Below are 17,080 nucleotides of genomic sequence, written 5' to 3' on the forward strand. Positions count from 1 at the left end.
CTGAATCCCCTCAGCAATCACTCTATCGGCACATTGAGTGAATCATTGGCAATTTATGCACTGTTCAGCGCATTGATGCCGACATTAACCATTGCCAAAATTGGTGAAATCGTTCAAGCTTTATTAGACAAGTTACCTGAAAGCATAAGAATAGGTTTTCATACTTTCAGACAACCTGTTTGTATAGATGAGATTTAAGTTATGAGTGCATTTTATTTAATTGCTGTTGCTTTTATTTGGTTTAAGCTGACCCAGTGGACGGGGAGGTTGTGGCTGAAATGGCGTAAAAATAAACCCAATACAAGCCGACTGTTGATTGATTTATTTTTTGTGCTGGTTTTTTTGGCATGGTTTGCCGCCTCATTTTGGTACGGCGGTGGAAGAGTGTATTACTACGATGCCGAAGTAAAGCGATTATGTGCGATTGACGGCGGTATTAAGGTTTATGAAAAGGTTATTTTATCATCGGAAGATTATGATAAATTAATGAAAGTAGGACTTCAAAACGAAAATAGCCATGATCTAACAATCCCATATTTTGTAAAGCATACCAACATCTATATACGAAAAAATAACCCAACTATACGGCGAAGTAATTGGGTTGTTATATCAATACATAATAGAAGAATATTTGGTGATTCAGTTAGCTACCATCGAGTTGGTGGAGGGTTTCCCGGTCCGTGGTATTCTTCTAGCTTCAGTTGTCCTAATTATTTTGATTTTGATCTTAAACGAGCAATCTTTACCAAGGAGTAATAAAAATGAGTAATTCCATCCAAACCATTTATCAACAATCTTTGTTGGCATTAGCTTCCTACGCAGAAAATTTGAAATTTAATATTCCACGTGAACCTTACATTGACGCTCTGGCAGACAAAAATATGGCAGAACGCCAAGCCAGTTCTTTTGTGGATGCCTGGAAAGTCATCGACCAATACACCGATGCATCAGGTGTATCGGCAACTGTATTTGAATCCACCCAAGGCACACGGCATTTGGCGATTCGCGGCTCGGAAAGCCCCGGTGATTACAATGCCGATTTTATTTTGGCAGTGGGTTTTCCTTCCTATTTAAATCCGCAATTTATTCAACTACAAACACAAGTCCGTTCTTGGATTGACAGCGGTGCTTTAAACAACGGTTTTACTGTGAGCGGGCATTCACTCGGCGGTTATCTGGCGGCGGCAGTCGGTACTTGGTTTGCCGAAGCGGGGCAAGTTTATACCTACAACGCGCCCGGTCTCGGCGGTCCGGTAGGCAATATAGTGGAAGCATTTCGAGCTGCTTTCGGCTTAGATGACACCGCGCTGGCGGCGGATATTATCAATATCAGAGGCACAGGGGGTATTTCTGTTATCTCAGGGCTGGGCGCACAATTATCCCCGCCGATTTTGGTGGAAACCGAAACCAGCCTGAATCCCCTCAGCAATCACTCTATCGGCACATTGAGTGAATCATTGGCAATTTATGCACTGTTCAATGCATTGATGCCGACATTAACCATTGCCAAAATTGGTGAAATCATTCAGGCAGCCGTCAATATTAACGAACGTTCTCTTGAATATGTATTCGATGAGCAAAATTTTATCAGACAGGCTGCCTGAAAATATGAGAATAGGCTTTCACGCTTTCAGGCAACCTATTTGTGTAAATGAGATTTAAACGATGAGCGCATTTTATTTAATGGCTGTTGCTTTTATTTGGTTTAAGCTGACTCAATGGACGGGAAAGTTGTGGCTGAAATGGCGTAAAAATAAACCCAATACAAGCCGATTTTTGATTGATTTGTCTTTTGTGCTGATTTTTTTAGCATGGTTTGCCGCTTCGTTTTGGTACGGCGGCGGAAGAGTGTATTACTACGATGCCGAAGTAAAGCGATTATGTGCGATTGACGGCGGTGTTAAGGTTTATGAAAAGGTTGTGTTATCGCCAGAAGATTATGATAAATTAATGGAAGAAGGTCTTAAATACGAAGATAACAGCAGCCCAGCACAAGACTACTTTTTTGGAAGTGACAAAGATATATATATACGAAGTGATAATCCAACTATACGACGTAGCTGTTCAATAGTAATGAGGCGAAAAGACAAAAAAATTATTGCCATGTTAGTTAGTTATCACAGAGTAGGCGGAGGATTTCCTGGATGGTGGATGTCATCTAGTTTTCGTTGCCCACAACCTAAAACCAATTTTGAACTTAACCAAGCAATCTTTATCAAGGAGACAGTAAAATGAGTAATTCTATCCAAACCATTTATCAACAATCTTTGTTGGCATTGGCTTCTTATGCAGAAAATTTGAAATTTAATATTTCTGTTAATGACTATAAAGGAGCTCTGACAGACAAAAAAATGGCAGAACGCCAAGCAAATTCTTTTGTGGATGCCTGGAAAGTCATCGACCAATACACCGACGTATCGGGCGTATCGGCAACCGTATTTGAATCCACCCAAGGCACACGGCATTTGGCAATTCGCGGCTCGGAAAGTCCCGGTGATTACTATGCCGATTATATTTTGGCAATGGGTTTCCCTTCTTATGTAAATCCGCAATTTATTCAACTCCAAACACAAGTTCGCTCATGGATTGATAACGGTGATTGATAACGGTGCTTTAAAAAATGGCTTTACCATAAGCGGGCATTCACTCGGCGGTTATCTGGCGGCGGCAGTCGGTACTTGGTTTACCGAAGCTGGGCAAGTTTATACCTACAACGCGCCCGGTCTCGGCGGTCCGGTAGGCAATGTGGTGGAGGCATTTCGAACTGCTTTCGGCTTAGATGACACCGCGCTGGTGGCGGATATTATCAACATCAGAGGCACAGGCGGTATTTCTGTTATCTCAGGGCTGGGCGCACAATTATCCCCGCCGATTTTGGTGGAAACCGAAAGTTATCTGGATCCCCTCAGCAATCACTCTATCGGCACATTGAGTGAATCATTGGCAATTTATGCGCTGTTCAATGCATTGATGCCGACATTAACCATTGCCAAAATTGGTGAAATCATTCAGGCAGCCGTCAATATTAACGAACGTTCTCTTGAAGCTGCTTTGGATCAATTGCGCCATATTATTATGGGCGGCGATATTACCAAAACGCCCACAGATAACAAAGAAGATTTTTATAAGAATTTATATGATTTAATTGAAAAAATATTAATCATTAATTCTAATAACCCGACGGATATTCAATTAAAACACGAATATCAAAATTTAAAGATTGTTGATACCAATACTGTAAACAATCTTATTATTGATACCAGTATTCCTAATGCTGAAAAACAAGCATATATTTACGCACTGCAAAAACTTAATTCTTTCGCTGTTATCGGTGTGGATTATACTCAGCACAACGGCAGCAATAAATTGGATTTATACGATGCCGAGAATGACACAGGACAAATTACTGCTTCTTGGTTAAATGATCGTAATCAGCTATTACTGATTAAATCTGTATTGGATAAAAGCGATCTCAATTATCAAGCCTCCTTTAATTTAAAGGAATACGACAGTCATTGGGGAACAGGCGTACCCGCTATTTTATTGGTAAATCCTGAATTAAATCAATTTAAAACTAAGAATTTAAAAATCACCGATGCTGAAGCAAATATATCCATTGAACTGGTTGGCAGCGACGAACAACAACAAACCATTCAATTCGGCGGTTCAGGTATTGATAATTTAGTAGGCGGTGAGGGATATGATCATTTATACGGCGGCGACGGCAAAGATACGTTGGACGGCGGTGCAGGAGATGATTATTTAGAGGGTGGGATGGGATTTGACGGCTACTATATCAAAGGGCGCGATACTATTTTGGATATCGACGGCGAAGGCGTTATTTGGTTTGGCAGCAACGGCGGTGCATCAATGAGAACCCGTTCAAGCGGCAGCCAAAGCATCAGTCCATTGTTTGAAACCGTTGCGGGCAGCAATCGCTGGGAAAGTTTGAATGAAGAAGGTCAACCGGACGGTAAGTTTTTGGCTTTTCGAACCGGACAAAATGATTTAACCATTTCGTATCAACCCGACGGCAGTTCGGTTTTAATCAAAAATTATTTCCTGCAAGCCTCATCAAATGGAGACGGCTACAGCGGCGTACTCGGTATTGAATTGCAAGGCCAAGTACAAAATACCGATGGCTATAAAGTTTACAACGGTGATCAAATACCGCCGCCGGTTGGCGATGACCCTGATTATAAAGGTAATAATCCTGATGCTTATGATTGGTCGAAAGTGCATTACGATACCGCCACCGGTGAACTGGTTGGCGGTATTTCTTCGCCCGAATTTGCCGATGTAATCCGCGGTTCGGCAGAAAAAGATTTGATGCAGGGTTTCGGCGGCGATGATGCTTTAGATGGCAGAGACGGCGACGATATTATTTACGGCAATGAGGGTGATGACTTATTGGCAGGCGGCAGCGGCGGGGATCAGATTTACGGCGGCGACGGAAATGATTTTATTTTAAGCAGTGCTTACTTATCTATTGATCGGCGAATCAGCCCTGATGATCAATTTAAAATGCCGGAATTTGCTGATGTAATCATCAAAATCGGTTCTCTCTGGGGTATATTTATGCAAGGCGATGCAACAATGTATGCAGGGATTGATACCAATCAATCCATCATACTCTTGACCGAAAACGATATGCTTGTCGGCGGCAACGGCAATGATGATATTATTGCCGGTTGGACAAACGATTATATTCTCGGTGATGATTTTGAAGAAGGCGATAATGACGGCAATGATATTGTTTTTGGATTGGCAGGCGATGATGTGATTTACGGCGGCGGCGGTGATGACGATTTGAATGGAGACAGTTCGAGCACATGCGGTTTGAACGGAACACCATATTCATATCACGGTAATGATTATATTGATGGCGGCAGCGGCAACGATGAAATCACAGGCGGCGGCAATAACGATACGCTGTATGGCGGCAGCGGTGATGATTTTATTTACGGAGATAATAAAATCAATCTTTTACCTGACTATTATCATGGCAATGATTTTCTATACGGTGAAGGCGGCAGTGATTATCTGTTGGGTGGTTTCGGCAATGATGTCTTAGACGGAGGAGATGATAATGACTATCTGGACGGTGAATCCGATAATGATTTTCTGGACGGCGGTAAAGGTAATGATACCTTGTATGGCTCGGATGGTACTGATGTTTTAAACGGCGGCGAAGGTGATGATTATCTGGACGGCGGAGATGGCGATAATGTTTTAAATGGCGGCGAGGGTAATGATTATCTGGACAACAGATACGGCAATAATATTTTAGACGGCGGCAGCGGCAGCGACACTTTAAATCTGCGCGGTGGCGACAGTGTTTATACCGGCGGAGAAGGCGGTGATGTGTTTATGGTGCATCGCTGGCAAGCGGGTACGCAAGTGATTACCGACTTCAGTGATGGTGATGCAATTGTATTGCAAGGCGGTATATTTCAAGACAGTATATTGGAATTGGATTATTTTCCGCGGCGAAACAATGATGATTTACATCTGGTTTCAAGCGATTCTGAAGACTGTGTGCTGATTATTCAAAACTATTTCCAATTACCAGATGATGCCAATGCTTTTATCAGCGATGATCTCAACTACATGCCCTATTCTCCCGCCGACATCAAAATGTGGCTGGCTTATTTGCAGGGAGAAGGCGATTTGCCGTTGGGCAGTGATATTTACGGCGATGACAACGACAATAACATCAGCGGCAGCTTTAAAAGCGAAGCCATTTATGGATTGGACGGAGATGACACCATAAGAGGAAACGGCGGCAATGATACTTTGTATGGCGGCAACGGCGACGATTATATTGTTGGCGATGATTGGCGTAATGATGAGGATAATAAATATCCCGGTGGCAACGATGTTTTATATGGAGAATCAGGTAATGATGTTCTGGAAGGCGGAAAAGGTAATGATCAGTTGTATGGCGGCAGTGATATGGATGCGCTTTACGGCGGTTTGGGAAACGATATTTTAAATGGTGGTGAGGGCAATGATTATTTGGAAGGTAATAATGGCGATGATGTTTTAGACGGCGGCGAAGGTGATAATGACTTAGACGGCGGAGAGGGCAATGATACTTTAAATCTGCGCGGCGGTAACGGCTTTTATATCGGCGGCGAAGGCAGCGATGTATTTCAAGTATTCCGTCAAAACCCGGGTGTACAAACCATTATTGATTTCAGTGCAGGAGAGCGCTTGTATTTGATGGACAGCAATTTGTCGGATTATGTTTTGTCAGCTGATTCCAGTGATTTAATTCTGTCATTGAAACAGGAAGATGGTTCAGCAGACAGCAATCATCAATTGATTATCAAAGATTATTTTAAACTGACAGACAATGACAATGCTCTAATTTTTGAGGAGAAAAATCAGAATTCAGGTCATTTGCCGGCTTATCTGAAAGCGTTGCTGGAAGCGCAGAGTGGTCATAGCAGCAGTAATCCACCACCCGCAGGAATAGGTGCTGTTTACGGCGGCAATCAAGGTGATTTATTGGTTGGTACAAAAGGCAGTGATGCCATTTATGGTTTTGGCGGCGACGATGATCTATACGGAGATGATACGACCAGTGGCGGCACTGGAATTGGAGGTGATTGGCTTTATGGCGGTGCCGGCGATGATTTCTTATATGTAATAAGGGGAATTAACTACATAGAGGGCGGCACGGGTAATGATTATTCCACCAATTCCGGTACAAACAGTAAAAATACTTTTTGGTTTGAGAAAGGGCATGGTCAGGATACATTGAGCGACAATGGCTTACTGCCAATAAGCATCAATCCTGAAGGCAATATATGTTTCGGCAGCATGTGGGCAGATGAATACGGAAATATTTATTACAGTGACTATTCAGTTTTTGCCCAAATTTATTTTTTAAAAACCGGAAAAGAATGGGCGGCAGAATGGCAATCACATTCAGCTACTTATCAAATTACCCACAATGATAAGACGCTTAATTTTATTGATAACGACTATTTTATGGAAATTGCTTTTCATCAAGTGGTGTTTAAAGGCGCATTTTCCACCGATGCAGTTTTCACCCGATCCGGAGATACGTTAATTATTTCAGCCTACGGAACCGATGATCAATTGACTATTGAGTACTTTTTTGGCAATGGATTACATGTACCGCGATATCAATTGGTATTCGATGACCGGAACATTGATGTTTTTGATATTGCCAAAATGACTGATTTGATAACCAAAAACGGCACAGAAGAGAATGATGATATCGCCCTCACTTGGTTCGCCTTATCTTGGCTTTTAGGCGGTGTACTCAATGGCAACGGTGGTAATGATGTGCTTTATGGTTCAAGGGGTGATGATGTTTTAAATGGCGGTGCGGGTAATGATACTCTATATGGCAGGGAAAAACTGTATTCAAATGACTTTCAAGGTAAAAACACTTTCAATGGCGGCACCGGTGATGATTATCTGTATGGCGGCGGTCAAAGCGATACCTATTTGTATCAAAAAGGCGATGGTAAAGATGTTATTTACGAACACAATGATAGAGCCGAATATTGGGCAGCGGGTTATGACATCAGCGATACTTTGCGGCTCACCGATATTGCCTTCAGCGAAGTTTTGGTGCTGCACGAAAACGATGATTTGGTGCTGCGCTTATTGAATAGCACCGATGAAATCCGTATTGCCAATAGTTTTGCCGATAAAACCGCCCAAGTCGAACATTTCCAATTCGCTGACAGAACCCTAAGCCTTGCCGATTTGCTGGGAGAACCAACCGATCCGGTTGACCCCGTTGATCCTGTCGATCCCGTTGACCCTATTGACCCTGTTGACCCTGTTGATCCCGTTGACCCCGAAGATCCCAAACCCATTAACACCCCACCTGTTGTCGGTGAACCACTCGCCGCACAAACCGCGCAAATCGGCGATGCGTTTCAGTTCACGCTGCCTGAAAACGCGTTTACCGATGCCGACGGCGACCCGCTCAATTTAACCGCAACCTTGGAAAACGGCGAAGCCCTGCCCGAATGGCTGCAATTCAACCCCGATACCCAAACCTTCAGCGGCACAGCCCCTTCAGGCAGCCACGGTAGTTACAGCATCACAATGACCGCCGCCGACCCACACGGCGCAAGTATTTCACAAACGTTTACACTGGCGGTTGAATCAACCCTGTTCGCCGAGGTTCTCGGCACAGAGCAACGAGATCTCTTATACCAAGATTACTTAAATAATTACACCACTGCCGTTCATATTGACGGTCGCAGCGGCGATGACCTTCTTTCCGCTTCGGCGTATTCAGACATCATCAACAGCGGCGACGGCAATGACTGTATTTGGGCGGGTGCGGGCGAGGATCTTTTAATCGGCGGCGCAGGTGATGACTTTTTGAGCGGCAGTGAGGGGCGCGATATTTATGAATTCAGCAAAGGGCATGGACAAGATGCAATTTGTGAATATGAATACAACGTTGCCAACACCATTCGCTTCACCGATGTTTCCTTCAGCGAAGTATTGTTTCAAATAACGGATACACACAGTTTGATTTTGAGTGGTTATCAAGCAGGCGATCAAATTGAAATACGCCAGTTTTTCTCCAAAGAATACGGCTTGGTTGATACCTTTGTGTTTGCCGACCAAACCCTTACGTTGCGCGACTTCCAAACCATCGGCTTTACCATACACGGCAGCGACAACAGCGAGTTGCTCAGTGCCGGCTTTCCTTTGGTGGGATACCCCTTGAATTTATACGGCGGCAACGGTGATGACTGGGTTACTGGCGACAGTTTCAATGATGTACTGTATGGTGAAGCCGGCAATGATAATTTATCGGGAGATGACGGCAACGACATCTTGGACGGCGGCATTGGCAACGATGGCTTAGTGGGCGGAGATGGTGATGATTGCTATGTTTTCAGTGGCTTATTCGGTCAAGACATTGTTACCGATATGGGCGGGGCTGATACTTTGCGTTTCACTGATTTAAGTCTGGCGGATTTGTTGTTTGACAAAAATTTCGGTTCGGTGGAACTTTTCACTCAAGACGGTGAGAATAAAGTGCGGATTATCGGTCAATTGGATAAGAATACCGGATACAGAATCGAGCGCATTGAATTGAAAGATGCGGTGTTGGAAAACCCCGATTTCAGCCAATACCTTACCGATTATGACCCGCAGCCGCAATCCATGACGGTGTTTGATGAGTTAAATCAGATGAATCAGCTGATGCAAACGACGGGAATTTTATAAACGTTTTATAAGCGTTTTATCAAAGTGTGTTGTCAGCCCTTATTCAGGCAGCCGATCGGCGGCGAATAGACTGACTGCATACTTTGATTGCTGTATTTGATTGCGGCAGAAGCAGGGCTTTTTTCAGGCAGCGCCGATTATCAGCAGTTGCCTGAAGTTTTATGAAAAACAGGAAAGTAATGAACTTTTTTGACACTGATTAACCATTACCATAATACCTTTCCAAATATTTTAATGCCTTGTTTTGGTTATTATTACTCTGCTTTAATTACAGATAGTGCTGCTCCGAGAACAAGCGTAGCTGCATGGCATGAACGTTTAACGGCAAAAAATAGCCAAAGCAGTAAAAATTCTAACCGCTGAAAATTAGACTTTTCCTTTTGCCGCACATTGTTTACGGGCTGCCTGAAGTACTTGGTTTAATTCATCTTGTTTCAGCGCACCCAATAAAGTTTGTTTAAAGCCGCACTGCGGCGCACGTATCAATGTAAACGGCAGCGCGCCCACGGGGTTGCCGAGCGATTGCATCCATGCCACGCTGTCATTGCCCGTGTAACGCCACCACGGATAAGACACGCGAACTTGCTGCTGAAAACGGCTTAAATTTTCCGCACGATCCAATGCAATGCTGATTAAAGAAACTTTCGGTTTTCCGCCGATTTTTTGCTGCTGCCGATACCATGTATCCAGCATGGGCATTTCTTCACGGCAGGGTTTGCACCACGTTGCCCACACATTAATCACTTGAATGGTGTTTGCCTCTGCTTCAATCGACACTGCCTTTTCCTGCGGCCAGCTGTGTAAATCTGCGGTAAAAGCAGGAAAAATCACGCTCATCAAAGCGGTAAATAATAAAAAACGTTTCATCATCAGCCCCGAAAATCAATAAAATGCGATTACATATATCAATAATAACCCAATCAATCCATTCACATAAATGATTACGTCTTCAGCACAGTAAAAGGTTGGGGTTGTTGTTGATTTTTTAATGCCTTAACATCTGCCCTTAATCATCAAACAATACCCATTTTATGGAACACACATCACCCAACACGCTTTCACCCAAAAAACTGGCTGCCCTGCTCGCGGTTTTGGCGGCTTTGATGCCGTTTGCCACCGATATGTATCTGCCCGCCATTCCCATAATGGCAGACGCTTTGTCTGCCAATATCCACCGCATTGAACAAAGTTTAAGCAGTTTTTTGTTCGGTTGCGCCATCGGGCAATTATTGGGCGGTGCATTATCTGATTTAAAAGGCCGCCGCAGTATTGCACTGCTGGGCGCGATTATCTATTTAATCGCATCAATCATCATGATGCGAACCGATTCCATTGATGCACTGTTGTTTTGGCGCATGGTTCAGGCAGCCGGTGCCGGTATTGCCACAGTAACCATCGGCGCAACGGTGCGCGATTTTTTCCAAGGACGCGAAGCGGCAAAAATGTTTACCACCATTGGCATCATCATGATGGCAGCCCCTTTAGCCGCACCCATGCTGGGCGCAATACTGCTGGAACAGTTCGGCGGCTGGCGCAGTATTTTTGCGTTTTTGGCGGCGTATGGTGTGTTGGTTTGCGTGTTGTTGTGGCGATTTATGCCGCAAAAACCGTTTACTCCACAACCACTCAATTATCATGTATTCGCTGATATTGTCCGCAATTTTGCACAGGTTTTCAGGCAGCCTGAAGCATTGGGTTTTCTGTTTATGCAAGCCTTTTGCTTTTCTTCGATGTTTGTGTTTCTCACCGAATCATCATTTGTTTACATGGAACACTACGGCTTAAATCCCCGTCAATACGCTTGGGCATTTGGTGCAAACATCATTACCATGATGCTGTTTAACCGCATCACCGCTTATCGGCTGCGCACCACCGATGCCAAAAATATTCTATTAAGCGGCGTTGCCATACAGTTTATCTGCAATCTGTGTTTGGCCGTTGCCGTTTGGACTTGGCATTTGCCGCCATTTTTTATTATATTGATTTTTATGATGTTTTCAGTGGGTTCGGCAGGCTTGATTTCCTCCAATGCCATGGCTTGCTACATGGGTTATTTTCACAAGGGTGGTGGCAGTGCCAATGCCGTTTTGGGTGTGTCCCAATTTGTGATTGCCGCCGGCGTTGGCTGGCTGACCACGTATTTACACAACGGCACAGCCTATGTGATGCCGAGCATGATGCTGGCTTCAACACTGTTTGGCATTGCCTTGCTGTGGTTGCTGTCAAGACGGGCTTGGCAAAATTAAAATACAACAATAAAGGCTGCCTGAAAACGTTTTTCAGGCAGCCTTTATATTGATTTTAAAGATTTATTTTGTTCCGAAAATTTTATCGCCCGCATCACCCAAACCGGGAATAATATAGCCGTTTTCGTTTAAATGGCTGTCTAAAGCGGCGGTATAAATGGTAATGTCAGGGTGTTTTTCATTCACTGCCTGAACACCTTCCGGTGCCGCCACCAGCACCAATGCTTTGATGTTTTGACAGCCTTTTTTCTTCAACAAATCAATTGTTGCATTCATTGAACCACCGGTTGCCAGCATGGGATCAATAATCAACGCAGGGCGTTGATCTAAACCTTGCACAAATTTATCAAAATACGGCACGGGTTGCAGGGTTTCTTCATCACGCTGCAAACCCACCACGCTGATTTTTGCAGTGGGGATCAAATCCAAAACGCCGTCGAGCATACCCAAACCTGCCCGCAAAATCGGTACGACTGTAACTGTTTTGCCTTTAATTCGCTGCGCATTAATTTCACCGCACCAGCCTTGAATGCGAATATCTTCCACATCAAAATCACGGCAGGCTTCGTAAGCCATCAGCCGTGCCAATTCTTTGGTGAGTGCGCGAAAACGATAAGTACTGCAATCGGCTTCACGCATCAGTGATAATTTGTGTTTTACCAAAGGGTGGTCAATTACGGTGATGTTCATATTCACTCCGCCGCTGCTTACGCTTTTGGAAGCACTTGCTGTAATTCGTCTGCTTCAAACATTTCCAGCATAATGTCTGATCCGCCCAAAAATTCGCCGTTCACATACAATTGCGGAATGGTCGGCCAATCGGCATATTTTTTAATGCCTTGACGAATTTCATCGTCTTCCAGCACATTCACCGTTACAAAATCTTGGCAGCCGGCTGCCTGTAAAATCTGCACGGCACGAGAAGAAAAACCACATTGCGGAAATTGTTTGGTGCCTTTCATAAACAACACCACCGGATTGGCGGTAACAATTTCTTTGATTTTTTCTTGCGTATTCATGTTATTGCCTTTTCTTTCTTTTTTAAATAAATCATTATTTGATTGTAAAATTTGTTATTTAGAAAATCTTATATGCAGTATGCCAATAATCAGAATAAAAAATCCAATAGGCACAGTAAAAAAAACCACTATAAAAGAACCAAACACTAAATGCTCAAAAGTTGAAGCAGTATGCCAATCTAAAATTACGCACTCGTCATCACTTTTACTGCTTAACCGGCAATTCAATAATACCCCTGACAATAAATCAATCAATCCCGCTAAAAATGTGATTATCCAAGGCGCAAAAGCCAATAACAATACCAATAAAAAAAATCGATTATAAATCTTATCTCTTTTTGATTCTTCTTTAATAATCAATTTCATGATTTCTACCTTTATTGTATCTCAACATTAATTCAGGCTGTCTGAAATATCAACAAATCACTTTGCAATAAAAATCATGAAAAAAGTTCTAAATACATTTAATTCCAGTACACTGCCTGTTTCTGCCAAAATTTGACATATTCACATTATTTTTTAAATAACCATTTGATAATTATTTGATTGTAAAATTTATTTTTTATCAACGGTAAAGTTCTCATAACCTTTAACAAGCGCGGAAATACAAAAATATAAAAATACGGTTACAAAGCCTGCCGCAAAGAAAGACATCATTAAGCCATCAAAATAGGGATTAAGAGGCCAACCTAAAAACACACATCCGCCATTAACCGCTTCTCTGTCTGCGCCGCAATGAAAAAACACCGAAATCAGCGCACCCATTATCAGTAATAAAAATGAAATCATCCAAGGCGTAAAAGCCAATTTCCATGCCAATGAATCAAATCGGCTTTCTTTTGATTCTTCTTCTTTAATAATCAATTTCATGATTGCCACCCCCTGTATCACATATCACAACATTAGACAGGCTGCCTGAAATCAGCGAATCACCCCGCGATGAGACGCTGTAAAGAAGGTTTTGAAAACATTTAATTCCGGTGCGCTGTCGGCTTCTGCCAAAATTTGTGCGCGGGCTTCTTCGTAGCTTAAACCTTGCCGATATAAAATTTTATAGATGCGTTTGATGTTGGCGATTTGTTCGGCAGTGAAACCGCGGCGGCGCAAGCCTTCGCTGTTCAATCCCGCCGGCTCGGCACGATAACCGGCTGCCATTACGTAGGGCGGTACGTCTTTGTGTACACCGGCGGCAAAAGCAGTCATGGCGTGTTCGCCGATGATGCAAAATTGATGTACCAATGAAAAGCCGCCCAAAATCACCCAGTCACCAATGGTTACATGTCCGGCTAAAGAAGCATTGTTGGCAAAAATGGTGTGATTGCCGATCACGCAATCATGCGCCAAGTGAACATATGCCATAATCCAGTTGTCGTTACCAATGCGTGTTTCACCGATGCCGGTTACTGTTCCCGTGTTGAAAGTGGTGAATTCGCGTATGGTGTTGTCATCACCGATGACCAAGCGCGTGGGTTCGCCGCGGTATTTTTTGTCTTGCGGCTCTGCACCAAGTGAAGCAAATTGAAAAATACGATTGCGCTCGCCGATGGTGGTGTGTCCGTCAATCACCACATGCGCACCGATTTCAGTATCCTTGCCAATCACCACGTTTGCACCGACAACGCTGTATGCGCCAATGCGAACGCTGCTGTCCAATTGTGCTTTGCTGTCAATGATCGCGGTAGGATGAATGTGAGTCATGTTGATTTTCTTGTTGAATATTGTTTTATTGGTATCACAGGCTGCCTGAAAAAATAACGCTGTTTTGTCTAATTCAAATCATCTGCCGAATCATTTCAGCGATACACCGCAGCAATAAATAATATAGCCCGATAAATAAAAATCCATCATTACGGCACAGATTTTAATATTTAACCTTATTTATTTAAATAGTTTATTATGTATAACCTACTCTAGCATAATAAAAAATAAAGTTATTCGGCTATATTTGTTTCATTTGTTTTTCAGGCAGCCTAAAGCCAAACCGCGAAAATAAATGCGTTGAACTATTTTATTTTTCCACTTGCCGTTTGGCACACATGATTTCGGCTTCGGCAGCGATTTCACCATCCACTTTCGCCACGCCTTTGAATTTGCCGATGCCGCGTTTATTTGCCAAAAGTGTTACTTCAAACACCAATTGATCACCTGGCACAACTTGACGTTTAAAGCGGGCGTTGTCTATGCCCACAAAGAAATAAATCTCATCGTCTTCACGTCCGCCGTGGCTCAAAATTGCCAGTGTGCCGCAGGCTTGTGCCATTGCTTCAATAATCAACACGCCGGGCATCACCGGAAATTCGGGAAAATGCCCTTGAAAAAACGGTTCGTTGACAGTTACGTTTTTAATTGCGGTTAACGTTTGATTGGCTTCAAATTGCACCACACGGTCAATAAGCAAAAAAGGATAACGATGCGGCAATAATTTTTGTAAGGTGCGTACATCGATGGGTAATGAAAATTCCATGTTTCTATTCCTGTAAGGCAGTGGATTCGTTGCCGGGCAACAATAAACTTTCCAATTTTTTAATTTTTTGATTCATTTCATGCAAATGACGCACATACGCCGCGTTGCGTACCCATTCTTTATGAGTCTGCAAGGGATACATTGACGCATAATGACCGGCTTCTTTGATGCTGTGGCTGACTGAAGTGGCTGCACCAATCATGGTTTTGGGCGGAATATTGAGGTGTCCGCCAATCATTGCCGCGCCGCCGATAATGCTGTACGCGCCGATGTCGGTGCTGCCCGCAATACCGGCACAACCGGCAATCGCTACGTGCGCACCGACTTTGCCGTTGTGTCCGATTTGTACTTGATTGTCAATTTTCGCGCCGATTTCAACCACGGTGTCTTCAATTGCGCCTCGATCCACGGTGCTATTCGCACCGATTTCAACATCATCACCCAGCACTACCGCGCCGGTTTGCACAATTTTAAACCATTCATTGCGCTGCTTATCCCACGCCAAACCAAACCCGTCTGCACCAATCACACAACCGGAATGCAATTCAACACGGTCTCCCAAACGGCAGCCGTGATAAACCGTTACATTCGAGTGCAGCACACAGTCGCGCCCCAGCACACAATCATCTTCAATCACACAACCTGCCAACACGCGGCTGCCTGAACCAATAATGACATTATCGCCGATAAACACCTGCGCACCGATTTCGCAATCAGCGGCAATGTTTGCGCTGCTGCTGACAACTGCGGAGGGGTGAATACCGCTTTTGGCTTTTTTCGGCGGGTGAAACAGCCGTGCCACACGGGCAAAATACAGATACGGGTCATCACTGATAATCAGGCACGGTTTCTGTGCCAAAAAATCAGCCATATTTGAATGCACAATCAACACATCGGCATGACTTGCCAGCGCATCATTTTTCAGGCGCGGATTGCTTAAAAAACTGATGTCTCCCGCACCTGCTTTTTCCAAAGGCATTAATCGAGCAACTACACGATCTTCACCGCGCAGCGTACCGCCGAATTGCGCTGCCAAAGCACTTGCCGTCCAAGTGATTTGTTCACTCATGCGTCTGAACCCTTATTGTTTGGCGTTTAAGGCTTTAATAACTTGATCTGTGATGTCAAATTTGCCATTAACAAACACGGCTTCCTGAATAATCAGGTCATAACCTTCTTTTTTTGCCAAATCAATGATGACTTGGTCGGCATTTTGTTGCAATGAAGCAAATTCTTCATTCCGGCGCAGATTATAGTCTTCTGCCAAAGCCACGGCTTGCTGGCGATATTGCTGGTCCATAAACACGATTTGTTTGATTTTTTCTTCGCGTTGATTTTCCGGAATTTTGTTGTTTTCTAAATCCGCTTTCAGCTTCAAGCCTTCTTTTTGCATCTGTTCCAGATCTTTTTGACGGCTGTTAAATTCTTTATCCAGCTTTTTTTGAATGGCTTGCGCTTGTTTGGATTCTTGATAAACACGCATGGTGTCAATAAAACCCAATTTTTGCACAGAATCTGCCCAAATCATGCCGCTTGCCAGCAACAATCCTAATAACACGGCGCATTGAGATAATGCTTTTTGAAACATATGAGTAAGCCCCTATTAAAAAATATTGGCTGCCTGAAAACAAGCAATTCCAATTAAATACTCAAAAACAAGAATGCCTTAAAAACAAGAATGCCTTAAAAAAACCTGCTTTAAAAAGCACAGGTATCCATATCGCGCTCAACATCCAATAAAGAACGGCGCGCCAATGCCAAGCTGGCCTTGGATTTATCCAGCACTGAATACAAAAACAAACCGGCATGATTTTTCAGCGGACGAATTAAATGAAATTGTTCACCCAAAGTAATCAAAATATCATCGATTTCATCTTTCATTTCCAGCATATCAATGGTACGCAAATTAGAACGCATCACTTCGGTGCTGCTTGCCGCCGCAATTTCCAAATCAATGGATACCGTACCGCCGCCGGAGAGCAGCATGCCACTTTCTAAATCCACCACGCCCGCTGCCAACGCACCGTCAACATTTAACATTTGGGAAACCGCTTGATTATAATCCATTTATATCACTCTCTTTAATAATGGTTGCTTACAGCAAAATCAGT

17 protein-coding genes are annotated in these 17,080 nt (G+C 43.5%); 7 read left to right on the forward strand and 10 right to left on the reverse strand.

The features are described from left to right. From Q384_RS13850 to Q384_RS11450, 6 genes are all read left to right on the forward strand, one after another. A partial coding sequence (locus tag Q384_RS13850; protein ID WP_211251114.1) for a hypothetical protein occupies positions 1 to 198 on the forward strand: 198 nt, incomplete at its 5' end. A 3-nt stretch (positions 199 to 201) separates the two neighbouring features. Beyond that, positions 202 to 756, forward strand: a complete 555-nt coding sequence (locus Q384_RS11430) for a hypothetical protein (RefSeq protein ID WP_037588304.1) — start codon at positions 202 to 204, stop codon at positions 754 to 756. A 5-nt stretch (positions 757 to 761) separates the two neighbouring features. After that, complete coding sequence (locus Q384_RS11435; protein ID WP_037588306.1) at positions 762 to 1,604, forward strand: Tle-like phospholipase domain-containing protein; 843 nt, start codon at positions 762 to 764, stop codon at positions 1,602 to 1,604. A 61-nt stretch (positions 1,605 to 1,665) separates the two neighbouring features. Then, positions 1,666 to 2,235 carry a hypothetical protein gene (locus Q384_RS11440; protein ID WP_037588308.1) on the forward strand — a complete coding sequence of 190 codons (570 nt, stop codon included), beginning with the start codon at positions 1,666 to 1,668 and terminating at the stop codon, positions 2,233 to 2,235. Continuing rightward, a complete protein-coding gene (locus Q384_RS11445; protein WP_037588310.1) occupies positions 2,232 to 2,603 on the forward strand; it encodes a hypothetical protein in 372 nt (123 codons plus the stop codon). The genes Q384_RS11440 and Q384_RS11445 overlap by 4 nt, the downstream gene beginning before the upstream one ends. Then, on the forward strand, positions 2,596 to 9,240 hold the full coding sequence (locus Q384_RS11450; protein ID WP_037588313.1) for a putative Ig domain-containing protein: 6,645 nt from the start codon (positions 2,596 to 2,598) through the stop codon (positions 9,238 to 9,240). The genes Q384_RS11445 and Q384_RS11450 overlap by 8 nt, the downstream gene beginning before the upstream one ends. Positions 9,241 to 9,606: 366 nt before the next feature. On the opposite strand, the gene Q384_RS11455 is transcribed toward Q384_RS11450, so the two are convergent. Beyond that, positions 9,607 to 10,107 (reverse strand): TlpA family protein disulfide reductase, encoded by a 501-nt coding sequence (locus Q384_RS11455; protein WP_037588316.1) that lies wholly within the window; start codon positions 10,105 to 10,107, stop codon positions 9,607 to 9,609. 164 nt (positions 10,108 to 10,271) lie between these two features. Here Q384_RS11455 and Q384_RS11460 point away from each other — a divergent pair, with 164 nt between their 5' ends. Further along, positions 10,272 to 11,486: a multidrug effflux MFS transporter gene (locus tag Q384_RS11460; protein ID WP_037588318.1), complete on the forward strand. Its 1,215-nt coding sequence runs from the start codon at positions 10,272 to 10,274 to the stop codon at positions 11,484 to 11,486. Positions 11,487 to 11,549: 63 nt separating this feature from the next. On the opposite strand, the gene upp is transcribed toward Q384_RS11460, so the two are convergent. From upp to Q384_RS11505, 9 genes are all read right to left on the reverse strand, one after another. Continuing rightward, positions 11,550 to 12,176, reverse strand: coding sequence for a uracil phosphoribosyltransferase (gene upp, locus Q384_RS11465; RefSeq protein WP_037588321.1), 627 nt, complete (start codon positions 12,174 to 12,176; stop codon positions 11,550 to 11,552). 17 nt (positions 12,177 to 12,193) lie between these two features. Further along, complete coding sequence (grxD, locus tag Q384_RS11470; protein ID WP_037588323.1) at positions 12,194 to 12,505, reverse strand: Grx4 family monothiol glutaredoxin; 312 nt, start codon at positions 12,503 to 12,505, stop codon at positions 12,194 to 12,196. A 54-nt stretch (positions 12,506 to 12,559) separates the two neighbouring features. Then, positions 12,560 to 12,871: a hypothetical protein gene (locus Q384_RS11475; protein WP_037588324.1), complete on the reverse strand. Its 312-nt coding sequence runs from the start codon at positions 12,869 to 12,871 to the stop codon at positions 12,560 to 12,562. 189 nt (positions 12,872 to 13,060) lie between these two features. Beyond that, positions 13,061 to 13,375, reverse strand: coding sequence for a hypothetical protein (locus Q384_RS11480; RefSeq protein WP_037588326.1), 315 nt, complete (start codon positions 13,373 to 13,375; stop codon positions 13,061 to 13,063). A gap of 51 nt (positions 13,376 to 13,426) precedes the next feature. Beyond that, positions 13,427 to 14,203 (reverse strand): acyl-ACP--UDP-N-acetylglucosamine O-acyltransferase, encoded by a 777-nt coding sequence (lpxA, locus tag Q384_RS11485; RefSeq protein ID WP_037588329.1) that lies wholly within the window; start codon positions 14,201 to 14,203, stop codon positions 13,427 to 13,429. 310 nt (positions 14,204 to 14,513) lie between these two features. Then, on the reverse strand, positions 14,514 to 14,969 hold the full coding sequence (gene fabZ, locus Q384_RS11490; protein ID WP_037588331.1) for a 3-hydroxyacyl-ACP dehydratase FabZ: 456 nt from the start codon (positions 14,967 to 14,969) through the stop codon (positions 14,514 to 14,516). 4 nt (positions 14,970 to 14,973) lie between these two features. Next, a complete protein-coding gene (gene lpxD, locus Q384_RS11495; RefSeq protein WP_051940970.1) occupies positions 14,974 to 16,038 on the reverse strand; it encodes a UDP-3-O-(3-hydroxymyristoyl)glucosamine N-acyltransferase in 1,065 nt (354 codons plus the stop codon). A gap of 12 nt (positions 16,039 to 16,050) precedes the next feature. Next, the gene (locus tag Q384_RS11500; RefSeq protein ID WP_037588333.1) at positions 16,051 to 16,557 is read right to left on the reverse strand and encodes an OmpH/Skp family outer membrane protein; all 507 of its coding nucleotides are present in this window, start codon (positions 16,555 to 16,557) and stop codon (positions 16,051 to 16,053) included. A 110-nt stretch (positions 16,558 to 16,667) separates the two neighbouring features. Then, positions 16,668 to 17,036, reverse strand: a complete 369-nt coding sequence (locus Q384_RS11505; RefSeq protein WP_037588334.1) for a hypothetical protein — start codon at positions 17,034 to 17,036, stop codon at positions 16,668 to 16,670. Between the last annotated feature and the right edge of the window lie 44 nt (positions 17,037 to 17,080).

The organism is Stenoxybacter acetivorans DSM 19021 (assembly GCF_000745895.1).
In the GTDB taxonomy this organism is placed as follows: Bacteria; Pseudomonadota; Gammaproteobacteria; order Burkholderiales; family Neisseriaceae; genus Stenoxybacter; species Stenoxybacter acetivorans.

What these genes read in the sequence shown, in the direction of transcription:
- Q384_RS11430 (WP_037588304.1), top strand. Translation starts at nt 202, where the DNA reads ATGAGTGCATTTTATTTAATTGCTGTTGCTTTTATTTGGTTTAAGCTG.
- Q384_RS11435 (WP_037588306.1), top strand. Translation starts at nt 762, where the DNA reads ATGAGTAATTCCATCCAAACCATTTATCAACAATCTTTGTTGGCATTA.
- Q384_RS11440 (WP_037588308.1), top strand. Translation starts at nt 1,666, where the DNA reads ATGAGCGCATTTTATTTAATGGCTGTTGCTTTTATTTGGTTTAAGCTG.
- Q384_RS11445 (WP_037588310.1), top strand. Translation starts at nt 2,232, where the DNA reads ATGAGTAATTCTATCCAAACCATTTATCAACAATCTTTGTTGGCATTG.
- Q384_RS11455 (WP_037588316.1), bottom strand. Translation starts at nt 10,107, where the DNA reads ATGAAACGTTTTTTATTATTTACCGCTTTGATGAGCGTGATTTTTCCT.
- Q384_RS11460 (WP_037588318.1), top strand. Translation starts at nt 10,272, where the DNA reads ATGGAACACACATCACCCAACACGCTTTCACCCAAAAAACTGGCTGCC.
- upp (WP_037588321.1), bottom strand. Translation starts at nt 12,176, where the DNA reads ATGAACATCACCGTAATTGACCACCCTTTGGTAAAACACAAATTATCA.
- grxD (WP_037588323.1), bottom strand. Translation starts at nt 12,505, where the DNA reads ATGAATACGCAAGAAAAAATCAAAGAAATTGTTACCGCCAATCCGGTG.
- Q384_RS11475 (WP_037588324.1), bottom strand. Translation starts at nt 12,871, where the DNA reads ATGAAATTGATTATTAAAGAAGAATCAAAAAGAGATAAGATTTATAAT.
- Q384_RS11480 (WP_037588326.1), bottom strand. Translation starts at nt 13,375, where the DNA reads ATGAAATTGATTATTAAAGAAGAAGAATCAAAAGAAAGCCGATTTGAT.
- lpxA (WP_037588329.1), bottom strand. Translation starts at nt 14,203, where the DNA reads ATGACTCACATTCATCCTACCGCGATCATTGACAGCAAAGCACAATTG.
- fabZ (WP_037588331.1), bottom strand. Translation starts at nt 14,969, where the DNA reads ATGGAATTTTCATTACCCATCGATGTACGCACCTTACAAAAATTATTG.
- lpxD (WP_051940970.1), bottom strand. Translation starts at nt 16,038, where the DNA reads ATGAGTGAACAAATCACTTGGACGGCAAGTGCTTTGGCAGCGCAATTC.
- Q384_RS11500 (WP_037588333.1), bottom strand. Translation starts at nt 16,557, where the DNA reads ATGTTTCAAAAAGCATTATCTCAATGCGCCGTGTTATTAGGATTGTTG.
- Q384_RS11505 (WP_037588334.1), bottom strand. Translation starts at nt 17,036, where the DNA reads ATGGATTATAATCAAGCGGTTTCCCAAATGTTAAATGTTGACGGTGCG.